Source organism: Roseobacter sp. MH60115 (genome assembly GCF_015644665.1).
Lineage (GTDB): Bacteria > Pseudomonadota > Alphaproteobacteria > Rhodobacterales > Rhodobacteraceae > Roseobacter.
The window spans coordinates 40,204-65,888 of sequence record NZ_JADOBQ010000012.1 but is presented as its reverse complement, the minus strand read 5'-3'; the positions used below and the strand labels follow the sequence as shown (position 1 = coordinate 65,888).

At 58.2% G+C, this 25,685-nt stretch carries 25 protein-coding genes and 2 pseudogenes; 20 read left to right on the top strand and 7 right to left on the bottom strand.

Translation table 11 applies throughout. The annotated features are described in order from the left end of the window. Positions 1–291: 291 nt before the first annotated feature. On the bottom strand, positions 292–867 hold the full coding sequence (locus ISX84_RS22325; protein WP_195822629.1) for a TetR/AcrR family transcriptional regulator: 576 nt from the start codon (positions 865–867) through the stop codon (positions 292–294). Between the two features lie 76 nt (positions 868–943). On the opposite strand from ISX84_RS22325, the gene ISX84_RS22320 reads away from it, so the two are divergent. Together ISX84_RS22320 and ISX84_RS22315 are read left to right on the top strand one after the other, a co-directional pair. Beyond that, a complete protein-coding gene (locus ISX84_RS22320) occupies positions 944–1,735 on the top strand; it encodes a crotonase/enoyl-CoA hydratase family protein (protein ID WP_195822628.1) in 792 nt (263 codons plus the stop codon). A gap of 1 nt (position 1,736) precedes the next feature. Then, the gene (locus ISX84_RS22315; RefSeq protein WP_195822627.1) at positions 1,737–2,165 is read left to right on the top strand and encodes a DUF1330 domain-containing protein; all 429 of its coding nucleotides are present in this window, start codon (positions 1,737–1,739) and stop codon (positions 2,163–2,165) included. Between the two features lie 184 nt (positions 2,166–2,349). Here the strand turns inward: ISX84_RS22315 and ISX84_RS22310 are convergent. The 5 genes and pseudogenes from ISX84_RS22310 to ISX84_RS22290 all read right to left on the bottom strand — a co-directional run. Then, positions 2,350–2,868: pseudogene (locus tag ISX84_RS22310) on the bottom strand (DDE-type integrase/transposase/recombinase); the annotation flags it as partial. Further along, a complete protein-coding gene (locus ISX84_RS22305; RefSeq protein ID WP_195822626.1) occupies positions 2,847–3,317 on the bottom strand; it encodes a hypothetical protein in 471 nt (156 codons plus the stop codon). The gene ISX84_RS22305 and the pseudogene ISX84_RS22310, both read right to left, overlap by 22 nt. A gap of 29 nt (positions 3,318–3,346) precedes the next feature. Then, complete coding sequence (gene yghX / locus ISX84_RS22300; protein ID WP_195822625.1) at positions 3,347–4,261, bottom strand: YghX family hydrolase; 915 nt, start codon at positions 4,259–4,261, stop codon at positions 3,347–3,349. Positions 4,262–4,333: 72 nt separating this feature from the next. Next, a complete protein-coding gene (locus ISX84_RS22295) occupies positions 4,334–4,855 on the bottom strand; it encodes a ricin-type beta-trefoil lectin domain protein (RefSeq protein WP_195822624.1) in 522 nt (173 codons plus the stop codon). A gap of 37 nt (positions 4,856–4,892) precedes the next feature. Beyond that, positions 4,893–5,429: a cytochrome b gene (locus tag ISX84_RS22290; protein ID WP_229884502.1), complete on the bottom strand. Its 537-nt coding sequence runs from the start codon at positions 5,427–5,429 to the stop codon at positions 4,893–4,895. 293 nt (positions 5,430–5,722) lie between these two features. On the opposite strand from ISX84_RS22290, the gene ISX84_RS22285 reads away from it, so the two are divergent. The 3 genes from ISX84_RS22285 to ISX84_RS22275 all read left to right on the top strand — a co-directional run bounded on the left by ISX84_RS22285 (position 5,723) and on the right by ISX84_RS22275 (position 10,728). Then, on the top strand, positions 5,723–6,211 hold the full coding sequence (locus ISX84_RS22285) for a MarR family winged helix-turn-helix transcriptional regulator (protein WP_195822622.1): 489 nt from the start codon (positions 5,723–5,725) through the stop codon (positions 6,209–6,211). A 108-nt stretch (positions 6,212–6,319) separates the two neighbouring features. Continuing rightward, positions 6,320–7,615 carry an efflux RND transporter periplasmic adaptor subunit gene (locus tag ISX84_RS22280; protein ID WP_195822621.1) on the top strand — a complete coding sequence of 432 codons (1,296 nt, stop codon included), beginning with the start codon at positions 6,320–6,322 and terminating at the stop codon, positions 7,613–7,615. Then, positions 7,612–10,728: an efflux RND transporter permease subunit gene (locus tag ISX84_RS22275; RefSeq protein WP_229884501.1), complete on the top strand. Its 3,117-nt coding sequence runs from the start codon at positions 7,612–7,614 to the stop codon at positions 10,726–10,728. Before ISX84_RS22280 ends, ISX84_RS22275 begins: the two co-directional genes overlap by 4 nt. A 130-nt stretch (positions 10,729–10,858) precedes the next feature. On the opposite strand, the pseudogene ISX84_RS22270 reads toward ISX84_RS22275, so the two are convergent. Next, positions 10,859–10,981: pseudogene (locus tag ISX84_RS22270) on the bottom strand (transposase); the annotation flags it as partial. A 1,492-nt stretch (positions 10,982–12,473) separates the two neighbouring features. On the opposite strand from ISX84_RS22270, the gene trbB reads away from it, so the two are divergent. The 15 genes from trbB (at position 12,474) to ISX84_RS22195 (ending at position 25,484) form a co-directional block, all read left to right on the top strand. Further along, positions 12,474–13,442 carry a P-type conjugative transfer ATPase TrbB gene (gene trbB / locus ISX84_RS22265; RefSeq protein ID WP_195822620.1) on the top strand — a complete coding sequence of 323 codons (969 nt, stop codon included), beginning with the start codon at positions 12,474–12,476 and terminating at the stop codon, positions 13,440–13,442. After that, positions 13,432–13,875 carry a TrbC/VirB2 family protein gene (locus tag ISX84_RS22260; RefSeq protein ID WP_195822619.1) on the top strand — a complete coding sequence of 148 codons (444 nt, stop codon included), beginning with the start codon at positions 13,432–13,434 and terminating at the stop codon, positions 13,873–13,875. Before trbB ends, ISX84_RS22260 begins: the two co-directional genes overlap by 11 nt. A gap of 1 nt (position 13,876) precedes the next feature. Beyond that, positions 13,877–14,185, top strand: a complete 309-nt coding sequence (trbD, locus tag ISX84_RS22255) for a conjugal transfer protein TrbD (RefSeq protein ID WP_195822618.1) — start codon at positions 13,877–13,879, stop codon at positions 14,183–14,185. A 3-nt stretch (positions 14,186–14,188) separates the two neighbouring features. Then, positions 14,189–16,609, top strand: a complete 2,421-nt coding sequence (locus ISX84_RS22250; protein ID WP_195822617.1) for a TraG/VirB4 family ATPase — start codon at positions 14,189–14,191, stop codon at positions 16,607–16,609. A 1-nt stretch (position 16,610) separates the two neighbouring features. Continuing rightward, positions 16,611–17,390: a P-type conjugative transfer protein TrbJ gene (gene trbJ / locus ISX84_RS22245; protein WP_195822616.1), complete on the top strand. Its 780-nt coding sequence runs from the start codon at positions 16,611–16,613 to the stop codon at positions 17,388–17,390. A gap of 217 nt (positions 17,391–17,607) precedes the next feature. Continuing rightward, a complete protein-coding gene (gene trbL / locus ISX84_RS22240; RefSeq protein WP_195822615.1) occupies positions 17,608–18,885 on the top strand; it encodes a P-type conjugative transfer protein TrbL in 1,278 nt (425 codons plus the stop codon). A 2-nt stretch (positions 18,886–18,887) separates the two neighbouring features. Then, complete coding sequence (locus ISX84_RS22235) at positions 18,888–19,559, top strand: VirB8/TrbF family protein (protein ID WP_195822614.1); 672 nt, start codon at positions 18,888–18,890, stop codon at positions 19,557–19,559. Further along, the gene (trbG, locus tag ISX84_RS22230) at positions 19,556–20,470 is read left to right on the top strand and encodes a P-type conjugative transfer protein TrbG (protein ID WP_195822613.1); all 915 of its coding nucleotides are present in this window, start codon (positions 19,556–19,558) and stop codon (positions 20,468–20,470) included. Before ISX84_RS22235 ends, trbG begins: the two co-directional genes overlap by 4 nt. Next, positions 20,467–20,904, top strand: coding sequence for a hypothetical protein (locus tag ISX84_RS22225; RefSeq protein ID WP_195822612.1), 438 nt, complete (start codon positions 20,467–20,469; stop codon positions 20,902–20,904). The genes trbG and ISX84_RS22225 overlap by 4 nt, the downstream gene beginning before the upstream one ends. Then, complete coding sequence (locus ISX84_RS22220) at positions 20,901–22,277, top strand: TrbI/VirB10 family protein (protein WP_229884500.1); 1,377 nt, start codon at positions 20,901–20,903, stop codon at positions 22,275–22,277. The genes ISX84_RS22225 and ISX84_RS22220 overlap by 4 nt, the downstream gene beginning before the upstream one ends. Next, the gene (traF, locus tag ISX84_RS22215; RefSeq protein ID WP_195822611.1) at positions 22,270–22,845 is read left to right on the top strand and encodes a conjugative transfer signal peptidase TraF; all 576 of its coding nucleotides are present in this window, start codon (positions 22,270–22,272) and stop codon (positions 22,843–22,845) included. The genes ISX84_RS22220 and traF overlap by 8 nt, the downstream gene beginning before the upstream one ends. Then, on the top strand, positions 22,814–23,584 hold the full coding sequence (locus ISX84_RS22210) for a hypothetical protein (protein WP_195822610.1): 771 nt from the start codon (positions 22,814–22,816) through the stop codon (positions 23,582–23,584). The genes traF and ISX84_RS22210 overlap by 32 nt, the downstream gene beginning before the upstream one ends. 30 nt (positions 23,585–23,614) lie before the next feature. Then, a complete protein-coding gene (locus ISX84_RS23595) occupies positions 23,615–24,004 on the top strand; it encodes a nitrilase-related carbon-nitrogen hydrolase (RefSeq protein ID WP_195822653.1) in 390 nt (129 codons plus the stop codon). Next, positions 24,001–24,903 carry a lytic transglycosylase domain-containing protein gene (locus ISX84_RS22200; RefSeq protein WP_195822609.1) on the top strand — a complete coding sequence of 301 codons (903 nt, stop codon included), beginning with the start codon at positions 24,001–24,003 and terminating at the stop codon, positions 24,901–24,903. The genes ISX84_RS23595 and ISX84_RS22200 overlap by 4 nt, the downstream gene beginning before the upstream one ends. Before the next feature lie 41 nt (positions 24,904–24,944). Further along, positions 24,945–25,484 (top strand): lysophospholipid acyltransferase family protein, encoded by a 540-nt coding sequence (locus ISX84_RS22195; protein ID WP_195822608.1) that lies wholly within the window; start codon positions 24,945–24,947, stop codon positions 25,482–25,484. The last annotated feature ends 201 nt before the right edge of the window (positions 25,485–25,685 follow it).

The window sequence follows — 25,685 nt, the reverse complement described above, 5'->3', positions numbered from 1 at the left end:
GCTGAATGCCATGCACCCCAACACCCCGAAATGCAGAGGAGTATTGCATCAGCCGAATTTCGTGTGCGTCGCAGCGGCCTGCGGTCAACAGGCCAATCGGCGCAATATGAAAAAGCACTAGTTAGCAGCTAGCGAAATGAATGAAGACAGTACTGGAAAACAAATTTGGACGACGATCTTCTATGCTGACATTGGTCATAGCCTCATTGGATGGCCGCAATGCGGGACAGAACTGACTTTCGCCGCGGTTGCGCCAATGGCTGCTTCTCGGGTGCAAGTTCGAGCGGTCATCTATATTGAGCCGTTTGCCACGATCGTTCTTGCTGCCACTCCGGCAGAAACGAGATACTCTGGATCACGATGGACCAGCACGGTAGAGAATGCGCCGTCCATCAGCAAAACGATGTGCCGCGCCAGTTCGCCGGGACTATCGGTTTTCCCATCTTCGAAGACATCGCAAAGCCATGCTTCGAACTTCTTCTTGTGCGCGGCGCCAACTTTCATCGCCGGGTGACCCGGCATGTTTGCCAACTCTGCGGCTGTGCGCAGGAAACCACAGCCCTTCCACCTTGGGTGGCGCGCAGATTGGGCAAGGTTCAAAAAAATCGCTTCAACCTTGTCGGCAAGCTGACCATCAGCCTCATCAAACCATTTCCTATACAATGCGAGATTCGGTTGGTCACGGGACGCCAGATAGGCCTCGATTAGATCGTCCTTACTCTTGAAATGGTAGTAGAGCGTCTTTTTGGTGATCCCCGCTTTTGCAGCAATGGCATCCACGCTGACGGCACGAATACCTTCGCTGTAAAACAGGCGGTTGGCTGCATCGAGGATGCGCTCTTTGGCGGACAGTTTTTCTGACAGCATAGCTATGTATACTACTCGGTGAGTATACGTCAAATCGGAACCTCCGTATGGTCCTCAAAACGCAACGGAGATCACCATGACAGAACTGATAACCTACAACAAAAAAGGAGCCATCGCCCTCCTTACCCTGAACCGGCCCGAAAAGCTGAACGCCCTCAACTACGCTACGAACGACTGCCTGCTGTCGTTGCTGGACGCCATCGAAACTGATCCGTCCATACGAGCGATCATCCTCACGGGCGCGGGTGAACGGGCGTTTTCCGCCGGTGGCGACATTCACGAATTCACTGAAAGCGTCAAAGCAGGCGTCGATGAAGCCGTGAGAGACTTTTGCAAACGCGGCCAGACCATGACCGCCAGGCTCGAAGGCTTTTCAAAACCGATCATTGCTGCCGTCAATGGGATCGCCTTTGGCGGCGGATGTGAGATCACAGAGGCTGTTCATTTGGCCATCGCCAGCGAAAGGGCGGTGTTTGCCAAGCCGGAGATCAACATTGGGATACCCCCGACCTTTGGCGGCACGCAGCGACTTCCACGGCTCGCAGGGCGCAAACGGGCATTAGAGCTTCTTCTGACGGGAGACACCTTTTCCCCCCAGCGAGCCTACGACATGGGGCTGGTGAATAAGGTCGTTCCGCACGATGAGTTGATCCCAGCCGCCTTTGATCTGGCGGAACGTATCATCCGACACTCGCCGCTCGCCGCGTCACGCATCATCACAGCCGTCACCAGAGGGATCAACACAACAATTGACGAGGGACTGCTTATCGAACGCGAACAGTTCGCGCGGATGGCGGCCACGAAAGACGTGCATGAAGGCCTAGGCGCGTGGATCGCACGCCGGACACCGGAGTACGTGGGAGCCTAGGATGGAAGATGGACAGTTTCACACCAGTTTCTCGAAAGAAACATGGGCGACTTTCAAAGCGCATCTGCGGCCAGGACCCATCCAGATGTTGAACCTTATCCGGTTGCGAGCAAGGGCGGAATATCCGGACGGGCGCGCCTCTACCGGCGCGGAAGCCTACAGGATCTATAGCGACCTGAGCGCGCCTGTTTTTCAAGCGTTGGATGGAAAGATCATTTGGCGCGGCGGACATGAATTGACGATGGTTGGCCCACAGAGCGAGACTTGGGACATCGCTTTCATCGCAGAGTATCCCAGCGTCCAAGTTTTCTTGGATATGATGAGAAATGAAACCTACCGCGACGCGATGAAGCACCGGCAGGCTGGTGTGCTGGATAGTCGATTGGTGCGATTTGCATCGAGGGAGAATGGTCTCAGCTTTGCAGACTAAACGACGACAGGATCAACCGAGGTCTGTGCCTCCACCCTGACGTCCCGAAGTGGCGTATCGCGCTTGCGCGGACCCCAAGGGACCATGAAAAATCAGGATCGAAGATCCGTCGCCCCAGCGACCGTCACCCGCAGGGCAGATCGCACCTGCCCAGGACGGGCATGATGGAAAGGTTTGAAGGCGGCTCTTCGATGCTGTTGAAGTGATACAGCCCAAGCCATTCCGTCCGTACGGTTCTGTTGTATCGTTCGACATAGGCGTTCTGTTGGGGCTTCCCTGGCTGGATATAGATCAAACCGATCCCTGCCTTTTCAGCCCACGTCTGGAGCCGACCGGTGATGTATTCAGGGCCGTTGTCCACGCGAATGGCAAAGGGCTTACCGCGCCATGCAATGATTTGGTTCAGCGTCCGAACAACGCGTTCTGATGGCAAAGAGAAGTCCACCTCGATGGCCAATCCTTCGCAATTGAAGTCATCCAGCACGTTCAACGTACGGAACGATCTACCATCAGCAAGCTGGTCCGCCATGAAGTCCATCGATCACACTTCGTTAGGCGCTTCCGGCACGGCCAGGGGCTCAGGCTTCTCCCGTTGCAGCCGTTTGCGGGGCTTGATCCGCATGTTCAACTCCAGCTCGCGATAGATGCGGTAGACGCGATTGTGGTTCCATTTGCATCCCTTCACGTTCCGCAAATGCAGAAAGTAAGTCGAATGCACAAGTCGCGAGATTTTGCCGATCTTTGATTTTCAATTTTCACTGGCGCGGCATTGCTTCGCTCGTGCCGCGGGCACATTGCGACGGCGTAGCCGATGTCGCAAAATTGGTTGTTGAACGAAACGCGGCCAAGGATCAATCGCGCGTTGGCCATGCGGTTGCTCGGCGGAGCTGAATTGTCCGAATGAATTTGAACTTGTTGCTGGGACCAGCCTAACAGCCCACTCAAAACCAGCGATGGGTTCTCCGATTGCATCCAGCAGTAGCGCTGTGCCGATACGCCCTGGCAATCCGCCCCGGTTGCGACAAATTCACCACCAGAACGATCACAAATGCCGAACAGAAAGTGATCGGCGAACTCTGCAATCAGAGTGGACGTCAATCGCGTGGCAATGCTGGCACCGCTGTTTTCTAAATTGATCGGTGCTCTGAGCATAAGTCGCCCATAGAGCACCGGGCAATGCATTACCCCGCCAGATATGTCCTGAACCACGCGACCATGCGCTCTTCGGCAAGGTTCGCTGCCGGCTCATCGTAGCGCGGTGTTGTGTCGTTGTGAAAACCGTGGTTCACGCGGGGATAGATATGCGCCTCGTACCGCTTGTCGTTTTCTTCCAACGCCTTTTGATAGTCGGGCCACATGGCATTGATCCGTTGATCAAGTGCGGCGAGTTGGATCATCAAAGGAGCCTCGATCTGCGGAACCTGCGCACTGTCCGGTGACGCGCCATAGAACGGTACGCCCGCGCCCATTTCCGGGTAGGCGACAGCCAGTTTGTTCACCACCCCGCCGCCATAGCAAAAGCCGGTTGCACCCACTTTGCCATTCGTGCCGCCCAAGGCTTGCAGATATTCAAACCCGGCGAAGAAATCATTGAGCAGCGCCTGCTGATCAAGGCTCCGCTGCATCTCGCGCCCTTCGTCGTCACTGCCAGGATACCCGCCCAAAGACGACAACCCATCCGGCCCCATCGCCACGAACCCGGCCTTGGCCAAACGCCGCACTACGTCGCGAATGTAAGGATTCAGCCCCCTGTTTTCATGGATCACGAGCACGGCGGCAGGCGGGCGTTCCGGGTCAACCTCTGTCGGACGGACAAGATAGGCTGTGATGTCCCCGGTCCCGTTCGGGCTCGGATAGACGATATCTTCGCCTTCAATGTCCGGATCATCCTCGGCCACTTGCTGGGCCAGAGCATAGTTTGGCGCAAGCGTCCCCAGAATGGCAGCGGCGGTCAGACCGCCAACAGCCCACTTGCATGCACGGTCAAGAAACTCACGCTTGGTGATCTTGCCATGCGCGTAGTAATCATAAAGATCCAAAAGCTCCTGATCGAAATCCGCCGCTGTCAGCCGTTTTGCTGGTGTCTGATCATTCATCATCATTCTCCCTGTGGTTAAAGATGTGTCGCTGAATCTGCGATCTGCCTCCGCGATTTGAACGCGAAGGTGTCACTCCCGGATAACCCATTGCTTGAACACGGCCACAACGGCGTCGCAGGGCTGCACAATCAGGTCGCGCGACATGAACGGCCCAGCCGTTCGGCTGGTTTCGGCGACCACGATGCATTGCAACGGATGTGCCGCGAGGCGAAGCTCCATCGACGCCGTGTCATAAGCAAAGGATTGGCTGTCCGCACCAGGCTGGCAGTCCAGCAGCCCGAACTGAACAGTGTCACTTTCCGGCACGCTCAGCGTCAGACATTTTCCGTCAAACGCGATCGATTGGATGGCACCGGTGTCGGGGGCAAAGCGGAATTGGGTGTCACCGCCCTGCGGTTTGCAGGAATGCGCCTGTATTTGTTCCGAAAACCCTCGTCCCAGAGTATCAATGCACCAGCCAAGGCGATCCGCCTCATCCAGATTGTCGGCCAGATAGATGACAGGTGATGGTGATTGGACCTGGGGCGCTTCCGCAGATGCCGGGATGGGTAGAAGTGTCGTGGAGACAGCGGCGGCAAAAATGGTTTTCATTGTCTGTTGAACTCTATCTGGATGTGATGATCGGCGTTCACTGGCCAAAGAGCATTCGGCGCAGCGTCGCGTCGCGGTCAATGAAGTGGTGTTTGAGTGCCGCGCCTGCGTGAAGGACGACAACGGCAACGATCATGTAGCCGAAGTAAGTGTGAACAAAGGACGCAGTGGAGACGATCCACGGGATCTCGGCCTGAGCGGGAATTTCGAACCAGCCAAACACTGAAAGCGGATTGCCGCGAAAGACGGTGAAGGCGATGCCCGACACCGGCATCAGCAGAATACCCATCAGAAGGATCCAATGTGCGGCGGTCGCGGCCCGCTGCTGCCACGCCGGAGTGGTATCGATGGCGCGCGGAAAACCGCGGAACAATCGCCATCCGACACGCCAGGCCCCCAGGATCAGAACCAGCACGCCAAGGGAGCGATGGATGCTCACCAACGGGCGTTTCGCCTCTCGCGGTAGCCCGCTGTATTCAAGATAAAGGCCAAACCCCAGCATTCCGATCATGGCCGCCGCCAGAACCCAATGGTTCAGTCGCGAGATTGGGCCGTAGGGATTGCTGTCAGACATCGCGATCATCTTTCCTAGTGGTGCGGGCGTGGCCAAGCAGTTGCGTCACGCCGGTTGTCGGGGTCGTTCGGAATGCAGCCTGCCCGGGTGCTATCCGGCAAAAGCGTTTTGAAGATGAGGTACCCACGCCTAGCGCTCCCGTTCTGTGATCTGCTGCAGGTGTCACGGAACTGACGGCCAGATATCCAAGCCGCGCAAGCATCAGACCAAAGACTGTGTGTCGTGTCACTCGCGCATCCTCCAAGGTTCGGTACTGTTGTTTTAGAATCATAGTTAGGATATGAACTATTTATATGCTACGTAAAGACCACAAGCTGCACGCCTTGCTGCATTCTGCCAACCTCATCGAGCAGCATTTGCGGATCGAACTTGAGCCCTTGGGCCTCAGGCCGCGCCAGGCGCGCGTTCTGCATGCGCTGGGACGTGTAGGCACGTGCAGCCAGGTTGATCTGGCACGCGCATTCAACGTCTCTCCCGCCAGTATGAGCACGATGACGCAAAGATTGGTGCAGGGCGGCTATATCCTGCGCGAGGTTGACCCGGAGGAGCGGCGCACCAACACGCTGCAACTGACGGAGAAGGGCCGGGCGCTTCTGTCTGATGTGCACAAAGCCTGGCGGGCCGTCGACAAGATCATCCAGAACGCCGTTGGTGCAGAAAATGCAGAGCAACTCGCGAGTTTGGCTTTCATGCTGCGCGATGCATTGGGGGGCAGACCACCGGCCAAAGCGCTTGGGGCAGGCAAGCCGCATCGCGCGGATGTTGGGGCGCGGAAGGGCTGACATGCCGGGCCCGAACGGCGGCTTGAGAAAAACTTCGAAAAAGATTCGACGGAAATCGCGTCCTGCGTCGTGCAACATCAAAATATGTGGGCACCCGGTGAGGCAGCTATGAAAACGACGATCACCCTCATCCTTGCTGCAGTCATTGTGGGCGGCACCTATATCGGGACTTTTGGTGCACCGGCGGCGATCCTGTCGTTGCTGCCACAAGAGCAACCGGAGTCGGCTCAGGGGGATGCGACGGGAGAACAGCAGGCGCACCCCGTACCAGCGGGGCGTCTTCGGGGCGGGGGACGGCCGGGCCGCGCCAACACCACCATCGTCGTTACGCAAGCCCTGGAAACGGCCACATATGAACGCAGCCTGCGGGCCATCGGAAGCACGGTGGCGACCCGCAGCGTGGATGTGACGGCGGATGTGTCCGGCACGATCACCGAGGTGAACGTCGCCGCGAATGATCAAGTCGAGGTCGGCGACGTCCTCTTCCAATTGGACGACAAGACCGAGCGGCTGAATGTCGAGATCGCGCAGGCCGAACTGGATCAGGCGTCTCAGACGCTGCAGCGCTATCGCAGTCTGGTAAACAGCTCTGCGGTGTCAGCAGTGGATCTTGCCGATGCTGAGATTGCTGTGCGTCTGGCTGATGCACAGCTGAACCTCGCGCGTGTCGCACTGGAAGAGCGCGCGGTGCGGGCCGCTATTCTCGGTCAGGTCGGGCTCAGCACGCTCGACATCGGCGATTGGGTCAGTGAAGGGGATGTTCTGGTCAGCATTGATGCGCTTGACGAACTGCTGATCGAATTCGAACTGCCCGAGCGGGCCATTGGGCTGCTGGAGATGGGCCGTCCGGTCCGAGCCAACACGCCAGTTTATGTCGGCGAGGTTTTTGACGGTTTTATCGTGGCCCATGACAGCCGCCTCGACAGCGTCACGCGCAGTGTCAAGGTGCAGGCCTTGATCGACAACAGTGATCACAGGCTTTGGCCGGGCATGACGTTCTCTATCCGGCTTGAGGATCGCACAGACCCAATGCCCGTCGTGCCTGCGACAGCCGTCACCTGGAGCCGAGACGGTGCCGGGATCTGGTCCGTTCAGGAGGGCAAGGCTTCGCGTATGCCGGTCACGATCCTTTATCGGCAAGGTGACAACGTCTGGGTGGACACGGACCTTCCTGCGGGAACGCGCATAGTGACGGAAGGGGCACAGAAACTGCGGGAGGGTGCGGCGGTCAGCACCGCCGGAGGACGCCCCGAGCGGCCAGAAGGACCCGCCGAGGAGGGGCCATCGGCCGGCATGCACCTACGCCCCGCGGCGTTGATCGGTCCGCAAGCCGATGTGCCGGATGCGGACGAACCGGCAGGCCGCACTCCTGCGCGGAGCCAGCCTGACGAGGATCCGGCATGAGGGTCAGCAGACTGCACCGCATGGGCCGTAAAGGCATTGCGGATCTCTTTGTCGCGCGCCCCATTCTGGGGGTTGTGCTGAACCTGTTGATCCTGATTGCCGGTCTGGCCGCGCTTTCCAATGTGGATGTGCGCGAAATGCCTGACGTGGATCGGCCAGTGCTCTCTGTCCGTACGGAATTGGAAGGTGCCGTGCCCTCCACCGTGGATACCGAGATTACACAGGTGCTCGAAGACGCGCTGAGCACGCTGGACGGTGTCTCTTACATGGAGTCGAGCTCTGAGGCCGGAGTCAGTCGCATTACAATGGATCTGTCAGATGGCACCAATATCGACATTGCCGCCAGCGAAGCCCGTGAAATCGTCTCGGACACGGTGCGCGACCTGCCGGAGGACATCGAAGATCCAGTGGTGTCGAAAAGCGATACCGGATCGGATGCGATTATCCGGCTGGCGCTTCAGGGTGATGCCACGCTCGACGAATTGACCCAACTTGCGGAAGGGCCGATTTATGATCGCCTGTCGCTGATCGACGGCATTGCCGAGGTGACGCTGCGCGGTGATCGGGCCGACGAATTTCGGATCACCCTGAACATTCCCTCCCTCCTGAGCCGCGGCCTGACCGTCTTTGATGTGGCCGATGCCTTGGAGAACCTGCGCGATGACACGCCACTGGGTTCATTGGACGCCGAAAACCAAACCCTCGCGCTGCGGGTCGGCAATCCGGAGGTCACAGTCGACCGCATCACCAATATCCCGATCAATGACACAACACGCGTGGCCGATGTGGCTTTCGTCCAGAAAACGGCAGAGGACAGCGATGTGTTTGTCCGTGTAAACGGGCAAACGGGTGTCGGAATGGAAATCACCCGCCAATCCGAAGGCAACACGCTGACCATATCACGGGACGTGCGCGCCGCAGTCGAAGAGTTGCGCGGGGATCTGCCGGAGGGGGTATCCCTTTTCATCACCACAGATGACGGGGTCTTCATCGAAGGGTCGATGACCGAAGTGACCAAGTCGATCCTCTTGGCCACCCTTATCGTGATTGCCGTGATCTTCGCGTTTCTGCGCTCGCCCCGCGCCACGATCATCCCCGCCGTGACGATCCCCTTTGCGCTGGTGGGCGCGTTGGCGGCAATCTGGCTGGTCGGATTTTCGGTCAACACCATCAGCCTTTTGGCCTTTGTGCTGGCCACAGGCATGGTGGTCGACGATGCCATCGTGGTGGTCGAGAACATCGTGCGCAAACGAAAATCCGGCCTGGGCCGGGCCGCAGCGGCGGCGGCAGGCACAAACGAGGTCTTCTTTGCTGTTGTGTCGACCACTGCAACGCTTGCCGCCGTCTTCATTCCCATCTCTTTCCTGCCCGGGCAGGCGGGCGGCGTGTTTTCGGAGTTTGGCTTCGTGCTGGCCTTCTGCGTGACACTGTCTTCGATCACCGCGCTGACATTGGCGCCGGTTCTGGCGTCGATCTTTGACCCCGGCAAACCGAAAGAGACCGAAGGACAAGACACCTCTGCGCCCCCGCAGCAAGGTTTGCTTGCCCGCCGTTTCGACGCCGTGATGGATTGGTCGATCCGCACACCGATCCTTGTGCTGGCGGTGGCCGTCGGTTTTGCGATCATCGCGGCGGGCGCCGCTGGAACGCTAACATCCGAGATCACGCCGAGCGAGGATCGCGGTGTGTTCCTGATCCAGGCCCGGGGCGCCAGCGACACCACCACGGAATACCTGGAAGCTCAGGTGATCCAGATCGAAGACATCCTCGCCCCCTATCGCGCGGCAGGCGATATCACCAATGTGCTCAGCATCGTTGGTGTCGGCGGCGGCACAAATGCCTTCATCGTTGCCCGGCTGCCCGACTGGGCCGATCGTGACAGGACGCAGCAGGAGATCTCAGCCAGTGTCAGTGAAGCCCTTGCCTCCGTGCCGGGAGTACAGGTGTCGACCCGTTCCCCCAACAGCCTGAACATCCGGGGCGCCGGGCGTGGGCTCACCTTTGCCGTGACAGGTCGGAATGTGGACGACATCACCGCCGTGGCCGATCAGCTGATCGCCGCCATGGAAGAGGATGCCGCCTTCGTCAATCCGCAGCTCAGCAACGCCTCGGTGCAAGCGCAGCTGGAACTGCAGGTCGATGACGAGATGACCGTCCTGTTCGGGCTCAGCGAGGCCGACATCACGGAAACCATCAGCGCCTTCGTGCAGGGAGAGGTTGCGGTGAGCGTGTTCCAGAACGATACGGAAACTGACGTAACGCTCTACCCCGGTGGTCCACCCATCGACGACCCCTCCGACCTTGAGGCGCTGTTCATGCGCATGGATGACGGCCAATACGTGCCGCTCTCCGCGCTGGCCACGCTCGAACACATCGTCAGCCCGTCGGAGATCGAACGCCAGGCGGGCGCCCTTGCGGTTTCGGTGCAGGCGAACTTGGGCGACGGCGTTGATTTGGGCGCTGCGATGACAGCGCTCGAAGAGATTGCAGCGGATACGCTGCCCGAGGGGTTCGCAATCGTCTTTACCGGCGAGGCCGCGACTCTCGTAGAAAGCCAGTCCTCAGTTTACTTGATCTTTGCCACCGCCCTGCTGGTCGTATTTCTGGTGTTGTCCGCGCAGTTTGAAAGCTTTGCGAGCGCCATAGTGATCCTTCTCACGGTGCCCTTTGGTCTCGCGGCGGCTTTGTTGGCAATGTCGCTGACCGGAGGATCCTTGAACTACTACAGTCAGATCGGATTGGTGATGCTGATCGGGGTGATGTCCAAAAACGGCATCCTGATCGTGGAGTTCGCGAACCAACTGCGTGCGGCCGGGCAGGACATTGACAGTGCCATCCGGGACGCATTGCGTCTGCGCATTCGCCCTGTGATGATGACCATGGTCTCGACCGTCTTTGGCGGGCTGCCGTTGATCCTGACGTCAGGTGCAGGGGCCGAGGCGCGCATCGCCGTGGGGTGGGTGATCGTCGGCGGGCTGGGCTTTGCGACGGTATTCACGCTGTTCCTGACACCAATCTTCTACCGGTACGTCGCGGGGCTGGGGTATGAACCCGGCATGGCAGCACAACGGCTGATGCGAGAGCGCAAGCAAACGACAGCTCATACCGCGTGAAGGGTCGTCTAGTTCAGCTGCGACAGCGCTGAAAGCAAAGCCATTGCACACTGTTGCCCGGATCAAGCGGCCTCCAGTACACGGGCAGCCGCCGTGCATCCGACACTTCCATACCGCCATACTTGGATCACCACTTGTAGAAGGTCGCATCGCTGATCCCATGCTTATGGCACAGCTCTTTCGCGCCCAGCCCAACCTGGTGCCCCTTCAGAATGCAAATGATCTGTTCTTCGCTGAACTGCTTGCCTTTCAGCCGAACATCCAAGATGTCGCCGAATGATGCCAAGGGGCCGTCGCATGACGGCCCCTTTCGTAGGGAAATTACCGACGACCGTAGCGCCGCAGACGATTTTCCAAACGTCCAGATTTGGCACAACCAAAAGGACCAACTCACATCGCAAATGAAGTTTTCTGCGCTATTTAGGGGGATACTGAAAAAGCGAACAACTCTTGCCACCAAGCTTGTCAGCTGATCGGTCCGTGAGAAGTACTCTGACTCGGAGGTGAGCTCGACTACATACGCCCCAGCGACAACAATACCATCTACTGCGCTGTTGTCCGGCCATCGGAACAAGCACAATTCCATACAAAGCCTGCCCTTCTTCGAAACAGTGTCCAGCCTTTGGATTTCATTCGATCTAGGCGACCCGCCGAGATTGCAACAGCCATTGGCAGGCTTTGACGCGCAGCTGACCCAGAGAACAACCTGCGAAAATGGTTTCAGGTCTAGCCGGCGCCTTTGGCAGGTGCTTCAATACCATATTACCGTCAAAAGAACCCATGATGTTACTCTGAACCGCAGGGCGAGTCTCCGACGCCTAGGCATCGTTGAAATAAAGTGGCTCATAATCAGGCCTGTCACAAAATACTCTCTGTGAGGCGTAGGATCTCATAGATAGGATGATGGTGTGTGAGTGCCTGTCGGTCTTCCTGCGAACCAAAATCCGGTCGTTTGCACGATCTTTTGGAGCAACGGTGATCTACGTAGTTTGTAGGTAGCTCGGTGCAGAGAAATGTAATTAGTTCAATTTATTAATCGAAAACACATGAGCAAGAGCCGCTCACGATGCCAAGACTATGACTGAGAGAATTGAGAAACCACATTCTGCCGACGATCAGCAAAGTCAAACTACGCTTGTCAGGAGTCTCTGCCAAGCGAGACGTGCCTATGGCACGGCCAGCAGAGCAATTCCGCTCAGCATCTGGGCGCAGAAAGGCAAATTTCTGCCAGTCAACTTTTGGTCCCTCAGAAACACTCTAGCATTAGTTGAATTCAAAAACATGTTTGTGTTGCGCCGAAAGAAGGTCGCTTCGACGCGATGCGTGACACTATGAACGCTGAAGGCAGTAGCCCATTCATACTGCAGGATGAGTTTGTCGCACACTTCCGAGCTGGTCGGACCATAGAAGTCGAATGCACCCAGACTATTTCGAAATTCCCAACGGGCTATCGAGGCCGTTGGATACTGAGGTGCGTCACACAAGATGGTCACGTCAAGACACTTGCGACCGCTAGAAGGCCCACGGAACCAAGAGAGCTCAAAACTCTCGATGGGCTTGGGGGGTTCGTTCTCTACGAACTCAATGCTGGAGTTGCACCGATGGTTGTGCGCAAAGGCATGGTTGCGCGCTTCAACTCGGATGGTTTATTACCATAAACTTCATTACATCGCTCCAAGTCTTCCGATCCCGTCGCCGCAAAAGTCTATTAATTTTCAGTTCAGTAGTTACGTTGGCGCTGGCTGATGCGTGATGAACAAGTGCGACGACTGATCGCGAAACTTCGGAACGAGCTCGGACCGCTCATTCTTCGGGCCCTTGATGATGACGACATCACGGAAATCATGCTCAACCCCGATGGCCTGATTTGGACCGAAGGCCATACCACCGGGCTGAAGGTGATCGGCAGGATGGATGCCGCCCAGGCTGAGGCGCTGATCGGGACCGTTGCATCGTCGGTGTCAACAACCGTCACGCGGTCTTCACCCATCGTCTCTGGCGAGCTGCCGCTGAACGGTGAGCGGTTCGAAGGGATGATTGCTCCAGTCGTCGCCTCCCCCACCTTCACGATCCGCAAGCGGGCCATCGCGGTTTATTCGCTTGATGACTACATTCGATCCGGTGTCATCTCAGCCTCCGTCGCAAGCGCGCTGAGGGTCGCCTTGAAGGATCGTCAGAACATCCTTTTGTGTGGTGGTACGGCCAGCGGGAAGACGACCTTGGCCAATGCCCTGATCGCCGAGCTGGCAACCATCGCACGCGAGCAGCGTGTTGTGATCATCGAAGACACCACCGAGATCCAATGTGCGCAAGAGAATGCGGTGGTCATGCGCACGTCAGACGAGGTGGATATGACGCGGCTCTTGCGGTCAACGCTGCGCATGCGCCCGGACCGGATCATCGTCGGAGAGGTGCGCGGAGGTGAGGCGCTGACGCTTTTGAAAGCGTGGAATACTGGCCATCCTGGAGGGATCGCCACCATTCACGCGAACGGCGCGCTTGCGGCTCTGCCACGGCTGGAACAGCTCATCGCAGAAGCCACCACCGCACCCATGGGCAGGCTCATCGCCGGGTCAATCGACCTTATCGTTTCCATCAGCAAGACCGAGAGCGGCAGACGCGTGAGTGAACTCGTTGCTGTCGATGACTTCATGGGCGGCCGATACCTCACCCGAACTATCGAGCAAAAGGGGAAACCTATCTATGCAGCTTAAACTACACCGGGTCGTTGGACCCTCAGTCTTCGCATTGACAACATTTGCCGCTCAGCAGGCCATGGCTTCGGCGCAAAACTTGCCGTGGGAAACACCACTTCAGACCATTCAAAACTCGTTGACTGGCCCCGTGGCCATCGCAATCTCGATCATTGCAATCATGATTGCCGGCGGTGTCCTGCTCTTTGGTGGTGAGATCAACGAGTTCGCACGGCGTCTGATCATGGTGGTACTTGTTGTTGCGATGGTTGTTGGTGCCGTGTCCCTCTTCAACACGCTGTTCACAGCACCAGGCGCATCCATCGGTTCCGATGCGACCAACGGCACTCTGGTCCCTGTTCTGGCGTTGCTGGCACTCGCGGGTATCGCCCGCGGGCTGGCTCAGCGACTTCGCAGTCAGCGTCGTCTGTCTGTCGCAGTGGCTGAACACTAAGATGGACGATCTGCTTCCGGTTCCTTTGCATCCGGCGCTCACGCGCCCCCAGCTTTTTGCTGGGGGCGAACGTGAACCCATGCTGCTGCTGATCCTCTGCTGCTTCACGCTCGTGTTCATTGGCTTGAGCTGGTTCACCGTCATCGCCGCAGCTGTGTTCTACATCTTCGCCGCGCTGATCCTTCGGCAAATCGCAAAGCGCGATCCCCTGATGACTGGTGTCTATCGACGCCACATTTCCTACCGCAGTTTTTATGCAGCACGCCCAACCGTGTTTGCCCCGTCGCGCCGCATCCGCGCCTGGAGATAATCAATGGGGTCTTTGAGTAGACATAGAGCGAAAGACCAAGGCTTTTCCGATCTCCTGCCCTACGCGGCAGTTGTAGATCGCGGGATCATTGCGAACAAAGATGGGTCGCTTATGGCCGCCTGGGCCGTGAAAGGGCCTGATCTGACATCGAGCACAGCACTTGAACGCAATGCTGTCGCCGCCCGTTTCAACGGTATTCTCAATCGGCTCGGGTCTGGCTTCATGATCCACATGGATGCCATTCGCGTCGCATCGTCGGGATATCCCGAGGCCGACAGGTCGCACTTTCCAGACCCGATCTCGCGGTTGATTGATGATGAACGACGGCGCTCCTTTGAACAGGATCACGCGCATTTCGAAACCGAGATGGTTTTTATCCTGACGTATCTGCCACCGGAGATCACCAATTCCCGCTTGGCACGCGCAATTTATACGGATGACACCGGCAAGCGCCAAAGCGCTGCCACAAAAGCGCTCTGGGATTTTAAGGCCAGCATCGTCGAGGTGGAGGATCTGCTGAGCAACATCCTCCAGGTTCGCAGGCTTTGGGCCGAAGAAACCGAGGATGAGCATGGCACCGTTACGATGCCGGATGGCTTTCTGAGCCACATTCAGCATTGCATCACCGGGAGAGGCCATACCGTTAATCTCCCGCCAGTGCCGATGTATCTGGACGCGATCTTTGGCGAAGACTTCCATCACGGTGTCCTGCCAAAGATCGGTGATCGGTTCATCGGTGTGGTCGCGATAGACGGGTTTCCACAAGAGAGCATGCCGGGTATCCTCGCCAGCCTCGATAGCCTTCCTCTGGAATATCGGTGGAACAATCGGTTCATTTTCCTTGATCCCGTGGACGCAAAGTCGCGGCTCGACAGTTTCCGGCGGAAATGGAAGGGTCAGGTCCGCTCCATGACGGCGCAGGTTCTGGATCTCAAGAACAGTGCGGAGAACCAGGACGCGAGCAAGATGGTCGGCGATACCGATGTTGCTTTGGAAGAAGCTTCAAGTCAGATTGTGACCTACGGCTACTACAGCGCCAATATCGTCGTCTTCCACAAAGACCCTGCCGTTCTGGAAGATCAGCTCGCCTACGTGCGCCGCGTGGTGAACAATGCCGGGTTTGTGGGGCGCATAGAGACGGTCAATGCGGTTGAAGCGTATCTCGGATCGTTGCCAGGAAATGGATACCCGAACATCCGGCGGCCTCTCATAAACACCTTCAATCTGGCCCATTTTCTGCCGATGAACACGGTCTGGGCCGGGCGCGAAGCGAACCCCTGCCCGTTTTATCCTGACAACTCGCCACCGCTGATGCAGGTGTCGTCGTCGGGCTCGACTCCGTTCCGCTTCAATCTGCATGTCAATGATGTGGGGCACACGCTGATTTTTGGCCCCACCGGCAGCGGGAAATCCACGCTGCTTGCGCTGATCGCAGCGCAGTTCCTGAGATACCCAGGTGCTCAGCTCTTCTGCTTTGACAAAGGCCGCTCGATGCTGCCTTTGACCTTGGCCTGCAGAGGTCAGCACTACGACATTGCAGCTCCAGACTCGCCGTTGCTGTTTTGCCCGCTGTCAACGATTGAAACTGACGCCGATCTCGCCTGGGCCGAGGACTGGATTGCCACCATGATCCAGCTGCAGGGCTTGCGCGTCACACCACAGATCCGCAACGAAATCCACCGCGCCATGAGCCTGATCCGGTCCTCTGAAACGGATCGCTCGATCTCCAGTCTGATCCACACGTTGCAGTCGAAGGAATTACGCGAGGCGCTGCAATACTACTCTATCGAGGGTGCGATGGGGCAGCTCTTGGACAGCGAGTCCGACACGCTGCGGGACGGCGACTTTCTGACCTTTGAGATGGATGACATCCTGGAGCTTAGCGAGACGGCCGCAATCCCGGTGCTTCTCTACCTCTTCAACCGGATCGAGCGCCGTTTGGTAAATGGTCGTCCGTCGCTCATCATACTCGATGAAGCCTGGATGATGCTCGGCAACGAGGTGTTCCGAGAAAAGATCCGCGCCTGGCTCAAGGTTCTGCGGAAATCGAATTGCGCCGTAGTGATGGCGACGCAAAGCCTGTCGGACGCCATGCGGTCCGGGATCATCGATGTCCTGACCGAAAGCTGCCCCACCAAAGTGCTGCTTTCTAATCCGGAAGCGCGCGAAGAGACATCGCAGGCACTCTACCGCACGCTTGGCCTCAACAGCCGGCAGATCGACATTGTGTCGGGTGCAGCGCCCAAGCGCGACTACTACGTCATCTCACCGGAAGGTCGGCGGCTCTTCGACATGCAGCTTGGCGCAAAAACCTTATCCTTCGTCGGGGCGAGCGATCCCGACAGCATCAGTCGGGTCCGTGAGCTTCACGCGAAGCATGGCGACGACTGGACGACCCACTGGCTTACAGAAAGGGGCCTTTAAAATGCAGACACGCAGAAAGTTTCTTGTTCAGACAGGCATGGTGATGTCCTTGCCCGCACTCCCCGCATGGGCTGGCTCGGTAGGTGGTGTTGGCGGCGCGCTCGAAGTGACGCAGCTCGCCAATCTCGCGGAGCTTGCCAACCAGACGTCCAGCATTGCGCAAGGTGTCAATCAGCGCGTGACAATGATCACTAACCAGATCCAGCAGATCCAGACTGCTCTGCAGTCCTACCAGAACATGGTGGCGAACACGCTTGCAATACCGCAACAGCTTTGGTCACCGATTGCTGGCAATCTACAGCAGCTTCACTCGGCTGTGAGCCAGGGTCAGGCGTTGGCTTACACCATCGCCAATGTCGACGATGTGATCCGGCGAGAATTCGGCCAGTACAGCGACTTCATGAACAACCCGCTGAGCCGCGCACAATATGCCACGCAATATCAAGGCTGGTCGCAGCGGAACCGTGAAACGATTGCCGCCACCATGGAAGCCACGGGCCTCAACATTGACCAGATTGCGACCGAAGAAACCTTCATGAACACCCTGCGCAACCAGAACACCAACACGGGGCGCACACAGCTTTTGCAGGTTGGCAACCAAGTCGCCATCGAGCAAGTCGGTCAGTTCCAGAAACTCCGGCAGCTGGTGGGTGCTAACACGCAAATGATGGGTGCCTATTTCGCGAAGAGTGAGGCCGTGCGCGATGCGCAAAAGGCAGCCACTGACCAATACTATGGTGCGCCGACAACATTCAGCACCACTGACGGTCAGAGGTTCTAACCGATGAAACCAATCACGCTCATAGCATTGGCCGTTGCGATCTCTGTCGCAATCGCGGTGACCGTCAATATTTTTGTATTATCACCACCGCAAGCGCCTCCTATCGCTGAGGACCCCGCTACCGTGGGCAGTGATTTATATCAGGGACCACCTCCTGAGTGTGCAGAAATTCAGTCGAAGATTGATGCAGCCGGTAGACTTGGCTGGGATGGGCTCGATGCAGCTCTTCAGGCTGAAATTGGCCAGTCGCCACAATGTCACTTCGTCGGTGATGGGCAGAGGTTCTGATATGGCTCAACGGTATGCACTTTTCATATTCGTTTTTTGTGGAGCATGTGGCGTCGCAAGCGGTGCAATCGCGCAAAACAACGTTCTTGATAACATTCTTGTAACGTATCAGAACGCCGCAGCGGCGTGGCAAGCAACCATTGTCAGCCTTGCAACTAATCTCTTTTTTCTACTGGCAACGATTGAGTTCATCTGGATGGGGATCAGGCTGTCTGTTCATGGCGCAGATCTTCAAACCTGGGTCGGCGAGTTGATCCAGCGTATCATGTTCATCGGTCTGTTTCTTTTTCTGCTTCTAAATGCAGGGTTCGCTAGCCAGATTGTCGATAGCTTTCGACAGGCTGCAGACATCGCAAGCGGCTTGCCCAGCGGTTTCACCCCTACCGATGTTCTCGACATGGGGATCAACATCGCGACGCAGATTACACAAAACGTATCCATCACGGACCCCCCTGGCTCTTTAGGCCTCATCATTACCGCCCTGATCATGACAATCGCATTCGCCATTATGGCAGCAATTCTCCTACTTGCGATTGTTGAGATGTTCATCCTGATCAACGCTGGGGTTATTTTACTCGGCTTCGGTGGTTCAAACTTCACCAAGGATATTGCGATCCGCTTTCTTACTTACACGGTCAGCGTCGGCGCGAAGCTCTTTGTCATCCAGCTAGTGATTGGATTGGGGCTCACGCTTTTGAATGGGTTTGCGACGGGGTTCAACGCTACTGCTCCGAACAATCAAGCCCTTACTATGCTGGGTGTCGCAATCACCTTTCTTGCTCTGGTTTGGTCGCTGCCGGACATGGTGCAGTCGATCATCAATGGTGTTGCCTATGGTGGCTCCGGTGGCCTGATGCGTGCCGTTGCAACCACGGCGGCTGGTGGCGCGGTGGCGGCTGGGGTCGCCAAGGGCATGGCTGGCGGAACTTTTGGTGGCGCACACGCCGTCCGCGAAGCGTCCAAACTCGCCAGCGCGCAGGGCACACCCGGGTTCAAGGGTACGATGTCGAACCTTGGTGCCGCGTCCGCGAGCGCCATGGCCGACAAAATCACTGGCACGCCCGGTTCAAGCTTTGGTTCGCACTCAGGCCGCACGGTTGACAAACTTAGACAAGAGCGGGCCAGCCAAGGCGGTGCGGCGCCAAAGACAGAGAGCAATCCAGCGCAGGCTTATATCAGCCCGGCGGATAAGACAGGGAACAAATAGTGATGAAACAGAGATCAAATACCGAAAACCCATATCTCGCCGCCCGCGCCGAATGGAATGAGCGTTATGGTTCATTCGTGCGACAAGCGCGCATTTGGCAAGGTGTCGGGGTGCTCTCGCTGACGCTGGCGATCGGAGCAACAGGCTACGCGCTCTATCTTGGATCGCAAAGCCGGATCATTCCTTACGTGGTCGAAGTGGATCGGCTTGGGAATGCCCAGGCGGGCACCTATGCCCCGAGTGTCCAGTATACAGAAGAGCGTGTGATTGAAGCGGCCATCGCCGATTTTATCTCGAACTGGCGCGGAGTGACGGTGGATGGTCGGTTGCAGAAAGACCGCATCAACAAGCTCTATTCCTATCTGTCGAGCTCAGACGCCGCGACGGCCAAGCTGAACACGTACTTCCGTGAGCAAGGTGGAGACCCCTTCAAGCGCGCAAAGACACGGACCGTTTCCGTGGGTGTTCATGCGCTCAACCGCATCTCCGATCAATCCTATCAGGTCGATTGGTCGGAGGTGGAATACGACCGCGAAGGCTATGAGCAGGGCCGCCGCCGGTTCCGCGCGATCATATCCATCGCGATCATTCCACCCGCAACGGAACAGCTCATCATGCAAAACCCGGTTGGCCTTTATGTGACCGACTACGATTTGACGGAGATAACGTCATGAACAAAACAATTGTCGCGGCCACTGTCGCCATCCTCACTGCAACAACCGCCTCCGCCCAGAGCGTGCCCACAGAAACGCCTCCTGCGGCGACGCCCCCTGCCCCGTCGGTTGAGCCTGTACCCACTGGCCTCACGCCGGATCAGGAGCGGGCCACAGATCTTTCAGCGGAGTGGCGCAACACGCCCGGTATCATCGCCCCTGGGCCAGACGGCTCGGTGCTCTTCCTCTTTGGCCAAACGCTCCCAACGGTGGTCTGTGCACCTCTGCGGGCCTGCGACATTCAGCTGGAGCCCGGTGAAACGGTCATGAACGTTCATGCCGGTGACATCGTGCGGTGGCAGTTTGATGGCGCACGCTCCGGACCCGATGGCGTGATTTCTCATGTGCTCGTCAAGCCCACGGCTGCTGGTGTGGAAACGTCGCTCTCGATCATGACGGACCGGCGGACCTACTACATCAACCTGAGGAGCCATGAGACGGAATACATGCCCCGGGTGGCGTTCCGCTATCCGCAGGCGGCAAAGGATGTCGTGGCCAAACTGGAGGCCGCCAAGCCGAAACCAAAGCCTGCCCCAGAAGCCGCAGCGCCTCGCAAGCCTTCAGCCCCCAGGGCCGCGGCTCCGGTCGCGGGTAATCTCGACTTCAACTACCGGATCAGAGGGCGGCAGAGCTGGACGCCAGTGCGTGTCTATAACGATGGCCGGAAAACCTACATCGACATGCCGCGCGGCTTCCAGAACGGGGAAGCACCGACACTGCTTGTGGTCGGCCCAGGTCGGAGCCAGCAACAGGTCAACTACAGGATCGTCGGAAGCAGGTATGTCGTCGATACCGTGTTTTCCGAAGCAATCCTTGTGGCTGGCACCGGCAAATCCGCCGCCCGCGTCAAGATTTCAAGGACAAGATCATGAAGCGGTTCCTTCTCAGCCTCGCAATCGCTGCCTCTGTCAGCGGCTGCGCCATGCAACAGAGCTTTTCGGCCGGTGACTATGAGCTGACACCAAAAGCGATGTCCTTGCTAGCGAGCGATTTCATCCCGCCGCTGAAGCGTGAGATCCCACGCTCGCACCAGCTGGAGCTGGTCGAGGTCTCGCCGGAGTTCACACCGCTGCTGGAAAGCGAGCTGCGCAAGGCCGGATACGCAGTCACGGTCGTGAAACGACCCAACAAGCAGTCCCCTGCCCGCTCGGTGCGGTATTCGCTGAGCCCCTTCGACGGCCCAACTGTCTGGGCAGTCATGAGCGTGGACAAGGCGTTCTCCGTAGCCCGCGTCTACACGATGCAAGGCGGCACGTTGCGCGCCGCTGCCCCTGAAACCATCCGTTATCCGGAGGCAGGTCAATGACAGGCAACCCAAACCCGAATACGGAAGACATGGGAGAGGACATGCCCTCCGATGCTCCCGGACGTACCCCCGGCGTCCGGCGATTGAACCGCCTTCCTCTCATCATTGGCTGTTCAATCGCACTTCTCTTGCTGGGGCTCATGACACTTGCTCTGATGAACCGGACGGCCATTCGAGAGGGCACCGATGTTGCAAGCGAAGAGAGCCGCCAAAGTGCGGGTGACGATGCCTCTGCACTCACAAGTGGACAGCCCGATGGCATCATCAGCGCAGAGCCGGTCGATCTTGGCCCCTCCTACGCAGAGACCGTTGAAACGTCAGATCCGGCCACGCCAAGCGCCGCGCGGCCTGCCACCGCGCCAGCCGCGTCGCCGACACCGGAGGATGATCGACCCGCACGGCTGGCCTCTCGCATTGCAGAGTATGAAGACGAGCGATTGATGCAGCAAATGCAGCTGGAAGATCGGCTTGAGACTGATGCGCTGAACTCGAACACCCGGCTGGCTCTGCCGGGCCTCGATGGTGCCCAGAACCCGCGCAATGGTCAGGGTTCAACAACCAATGCGCAGGCGGTTGCAACAGCAGGTGTCGCCTTCCCCGGTTTGCCGGGACCACAGGCGACACCAACCGCCTCACCACAGGGCACAGGGCAGCCCCTGACTGCCGGTGAAGCGCTCACCGCCATTCAGGGGTCCAGAACTGCGGAGACTGGTGAGGCGAGCAACGAGGCTGCCAAAGCCGCCTTTCTGGAAGGCGCTGGCCGGTTGGACACGTCTGATTACCTGCAGCGCTCGGTTCAAAAGCCCCTGTCTCCATACGAGCTGAAGCAAGGCTCGGTGATCCCCGGTGTCATGATCACCGGGATCAACAGTGATCTGCCCGGGCGCATAATTGGGCAGGTGAGCCGGAACGTCTATGACAGTACGACCGGGCAATATCTGCTCATCCCGCAAGGCACCAAGATCTTTGGTCGCTACGACAATGACGTGGCTTTTGGTCAGCAGCGCGTCTTGGTGGCCTGGACCCGACTGGTGTTTCCCAACGGATCGTCCATCAACATCGAGGGGATGGCAGGAACGGATCAGGCCGGAGCGGGTGGCTTCACTGATCGCGTCAACAATCATTGGGGGCGGACGCTCAGCAGCGCCTTGCTGATTTCCGTGATTGGAGCCGGTGTCGAAAACCTGACGGACTCTGGTGACTCCGATGATGTGGCCGATGCCATCCGTGATAGCTTTGGGGACACGTTCAGCTCCGTGGCGACGCGCAGCGTGGAACGCAGCCTTTCCGTCCAACCCACGCTCGAAATCCGCCCGGGCTATCGGTTCCTGATCGTTGTCGACAAAGACATGGTTCTGAAGCCTTATGGATAGGGCACTTGATCATGCCGGCGCGGCACCACGGCGTTCGATTGGCGGCGACAAACAGATGGTCGCGGTCCTTCTCGGTGGCTTCGTTCTTCTGATGGTCGCGATGCTCGCGGCCTATGCCAGTGGCGTTCGCTACAATGGGTCGCCCAGCTATCCCATGGGCTTCTACTTGCTGAAAGGGCTGGACAGGACGCCGGAGCTGGGCGCTCTGATGTTTGCCTGTCCGCCGGACACGGAGGCGTTCCGCGAGGCGCGTCGCCGGCACTACATCGGGAGAGGCACCTGCCCTGCGGGATACACACCCATCATCAAGAAGGTGGCTGCAATACCCGGTGATCTCGTGGAGGTGGGATCTGCGGTGTCGGTCAACAGCGTTATGCAACGCAACACTGACCTAGCCGCGACGGACGTCCAGGGCCGTCCGCTAAAACCCTATCAGGGCGGCGTGATCGCACCGAACCATTACCTGCTTTTGTCGGACTTCTATGCGGGCAGTTTCGACAGCCGCTATTTTGGCCCGCTTCATCGGAGACAGATCATTGGCAACGCAAAGCCTGTCCTCACCTGGTAGATTGGTCGCCAGAAAAGGCTCTCTCGCCGCCCTGGCCTTTGGTCTGGCCGGATGTGCCATTGGGGCGGCGGCGTGGAACGAGAACGCAGCGCTCCTGCCGCTGGTCGCCCTCTTCCCTCTCTGTTTTGGTCTGGCCCCGACGCGAATCTCCGCGATCATGCTCGCTATGGGCTACTTTCTTGCAGCCAGTCGCGGCCTGCCCGTCGGGGCCGCAACCTTCTTTGGCTCTGACATCGCCGTTGGCCTGATCCTCTGGCTCGCAGCCTCGTCGGTCTTCGTCTTGGTGCATGGCGCACTGTGGTCAGCTCGGCCCGCTCGTCGCGCGTTCGGGTTCGTCGCCGCGACGATCCTCATGGCGATCCCGCCGTTCGGCATCCTGGGGTGGGTTTCTCCAGCCACCGCAGCTGGTATTCTGCTTCCCAGGCTCGGCTGGGCTGGGCTGGTGGCCACTCTGGGCCTGTTCATGGCTCTGGCCTACGGAAAGGCCCGCCCTGCCCTCCTGGCCCTCACAAGCGTTCTCTGGGCCGGTGGCGTTCTGATGGGTGAAGAACCAAGCATACTGGACAGCTGGGAAGGCATAGAGAGCAGCGTGCACTACAGTGCCGGATCACGTGATTTCCAACGGTCGTTCGCGTTTGTCACTGAAGGAAAACGGCTCGTATCACAATCCGATGCACCCATTGTTGTCTTTCCAGAGGGCGCAATGGGTTGGCGGACGAACACAGGGGAATGGGCATAGAAGGATCTTGCCCAGCATTCTGGTAAAACGATCTATGCCGGTGTCGAAGACGCTAACGGCAAGGGCTACGACAATGCGCTCGCTCGTGTCACCAGCGCGGACGTCGAGATCGTCTACCGGCAGCGTATGCCGGTGCCGGTCTCGATGTGGCGTCCCTGGTCTGCGCAATCAGCGAAGGCTCATTTTGGTCAAGCGCCAGTGGTGGTGTTGGAGGGACGGCCAACTGCAGTGCTGATCTGTTATGAGCAATTACTTGTCTGGCCAGTGCTCCAGTCGCGTTTCGCTGGCGCAGATCATGTTTTGGGTATCGCCAGTCTCTGGTGGGCTGACGGCACGTCCATACCCGGCATTCATATGACAGCTATGACGGCCTGGGCCCGCCTCTTCAACATGTCCCTGACAGCGAGTTTCAACAGATGACCGATTGGATAAACTCGGGCAACACAGCCGCGGCGGCGGTCTTGAGTGCGCTCAGCGCCGCTAGTCCAGCAGATCAAGATACAGCCGAGACCCGTTTGGCGGCATCGGTATCGACACCCTGGGCCATTCAAGAACAATGGCACCCCGATGCTTTGCCAACCATCGGTCGCCGCCTGTTCGATGGAAAACACGAGGACGTGGAAGAACTCGTGTTCGCCACAGCTGAGAAGTACCGCAACCACGATGCACTCGCGCGGCTTGGTATCACCCAAGATGCATTCCGGGCGTGGCTCATGGCGCTGATCAAGCAAGAGTCCCGCTTCTCTGCCAAGGCGAAGTCGCCAAAGGATGCCTTTGGCCTCACGCAGATCATCCCGCCAACTGCGAAGTCTCTCGGGATCTATCCCGACTACTACAAGAGCCCGGAGCTGCAGGTCGATGGCGGGGCGCGGTATCTGCTCGATCAGCTGGAGACCTACGGTTCGATGCCCCTTGCCCTTGCGGCCTACAACGCAGGTCCCAATGCGGTGAAAAAGTTTGGCGGGGTTCCACCTTACAAGGAAACGCAGGGCTACGTGGCCGCTGTGGTGGCGTTCTACAATCAGTATGCCCGTAAGCTCGGAACCATCCCGACAGTAAATTCCCTGGCGGCACATGACCTGCGGGTCGCCGAAGCGGCCACCCGCGTTGCCAGCTTGGGGCAGATTGAGCCCGAGGCACCGACAAGCTGGCAAGCGACGGGCCCTGCGGCTGGTTCAGATGGTCCAATCGACTTAACGGATCGTTATGAGACTTGGCGGGCCACTGGTCCTGTTCCGGAAGAAACCAGGTCCGGTGGAATGGATGCAGAACACGTCGATCCGTTCTCGGCCGGAACAAAGGTCAATATCCAGTTCTGACGGATCGCTTTGGCTTCAATGCGATCAACAAAAAAGGTCTGATGATGAAACCAAAGCAAGTTCACATGGCCCTATGGCGGCGGATGATCTTAGCCGCGCTTCGGGTAAAGGTTCGCTTCTCTGATGTTGACGCGGTGACATCTGGTGTGCCGATGATCCTGACCTGCAATCATCAATCCCTGCTCGACGGTCTGATCCTTGCCTTTGCCTGCCCGACCAAGATGGTCTTTCCGGTCACGCCGAAACACTCCGTCGAAAACCTGTTCACAAGCTGTGGGCTGCGGCTGCTGGAACGCCTGGGCCTCGGTTGGGTCGTTCCGATGAACTCACATCATCCTTACGCCCTGCGACAGCTCCAACGCGCACTGGAGGCCGGTCGCAGCGTCGCGATCTTTCCTGAAGGTCGTATAGCGCGGTCTGACGAGCACCTGCCGCACAAAGCCGGCGTCCAGTGGCTCCAGGAACGCACGGGCGCGCCTGTGGTGCGCGCTCGGTTGACTGGTGCCGACCAAAGCCGGTTGTTCGCGCGTGCTGGGAAGAAATTGCGGCCACAGATCACATTGGAAATTGGAACCGGATAGGCGTGGTTTACGCAATGTCGGATCTGATGGCTCTGGGCTCGAAGAACCGTCCTGAGCTCAAAACCCCCGGAAAATCTCCAGCCGGGTGGTCCGACAGAGGGGAGCAGCTCAAAACAGTCATGCACTAACAATCAAATTGGACCACACAGGTGGGGCTGGCCAACTCGAACTGTGGGCCGGATCATATCTTAAGTTAGCGCG

Bases quoted from the DNA above. Each gene is read 5' to 3' on its own strand.
- ISX84_RS22325 (WP_195822629.1), bottom strand. From the start codon at position 867: ATGCTGTCAGAAAAACTGTCCGCCAAAGAGCGCATCCTCGATGCAGCC.
- ISX84_RS22320 (WP_195822628.1), top strand. From the start codon at position 944: ATGACAGAACTGATAACCTACAACAAAAAAGGAGCCATCGCCCTCCTT.
- ISX84_RS22315 (WP_195822627.1), top strand. From the start codon at position 1,737: ATGGAAGATGGACAGTTTCACACCAGTTTCTCGAAAGAAACATGGGCG.
- ISX84_RS22305 (WP_195822626.1), bottom strand. From the start codon at position 3,317: ATGCTCAGAGCACCGATCAATTTAGAAAACAGCGGTGCCAGCATTGCC.
- yghX (WP_195822625.1), bottom strand. From the start codon at position 4,261: ATGAATGATCAGACACCAGCAAAACGGCTGACAGCGGCGGATTTCGAT.
- ISX84_RS22295 (WP_195822624.1), bottom strand. From the start codon at position 4,855: ATGAAAACCATTTTTGCCGCCGCTGTCTCCACGACACTTCTACCCATC.
- ISX84_RS22290 (WP_229884502.1), bottom strand. From the start codon at position 5,429: ATGTCTGACAGCAATCCCTACGGCCCAATCTCGCGACTGAACCATTGG.
- ISX84_RS22285 (WP_195822622.1), top strand. From the start codon at position 5,723: ATGCTACGTAAAGACCACAAGCTGCACGCCTTGCTGCATTCTGCCAAC.
- ISX84_RS22280 (WP_195822621.1), top strand. From the start codon at position 6,320: ATGAAAACGACGATCACCCTCATCCTTGCTGCAGTCATTGTGGGCGGC.
- ISX84_RS22275 (WP_229884501.1), top strand. From the start codon at position 7,612: ATGAGGGTCAGCAGACTGCACCGCATGGGCCGTAAAGGCATTGCGGAT.
- trbB (WP_195822620.1), top strand. From the start codon at position 12,474: ATGCGTGATGAACAAGTGCGACGACTGATCGCGAAACTTCGGAACGAG.
- ISX84_RS22260 (WP_195822619.1), top strand. From the start codon at position 13,432: ATGCAGCTTAAACTACACCGGGTCGTTGGACCCTCAGTCTTCGCATTG.
- trbD (WP_195822618.1), top strand. From the start codon at position 13,877: ATGGACGATCTGCTTCCGGTTCCTTTGCATCCGGCGCTCACGCGCCCC.
- ISX84_RS22250 (WP_195822617.1), top strand. From the start codon at position 14,189: ATGGGGTCTTTGAGTAGACATAGAGCGAAAGACCAAGGCTTTTCCGAT.
- trbJ (WP_195822616.1), top strand. From the start codon at position 16,611: ATGCAGACACGCAGAAAGTTTCTTGTTCAGACAGGCATGGTGATGTCC.
- trbL (WP_195822615.1), top strand. From the start codon at position 17,608: ATGCAGCTCTTCAGGCTGAAATTGGCCAGTCGCCACAATGTCACTTCG.
- ISX84_RS22235 (WP_195822614.1), top strand. From the start codon at position 18,888: ATGAAACAGAGATCAAATACCGAAAACCCATATCTCGCCGCCCGCGCC.
- trbG (WP_195822613.1), top strand. From the start codon at position 19,556: ATGAACAAAACAATTGTCGCGGCCACTGTCGCCATCCTCACTGCAACA.
- ISX84_RS22225 (WP_195822612.1), top strand. From the start codon at position 20,467: ATGAAGCGGTTCCTTCTCAGCCTCGCAATCGCTGCCTCTGTCAGCGGC.
- ISX84_RS22220 (WP_229884500.1), top strand. From the start codon at position 20,901: ATGACAGGCAACCCAAACCCGAATACGGAAGACATGGGAGAGGACATG.
- traF (WP_195822611.1), top strand. From the start codon at position 22,270: ATGGATAGGGCACTTGATCATGCCGGCGCGGCACCACGGCGTTCGATT.
- ISX84_RS22200 (WP_195822609.1), top strand. From the start codon at position 24,001: ATGACCGATTGGATAAACTCGGGCAACACAGCCGCGGCGGCGGTCTTG.
- ISX84_RS22195 (WP_195822608.1), top strand. From the start codon at position 24,945: ATGATGAAACCAAAGCAAGTTCACATGGCCCTATGGCGGCGGATGATC.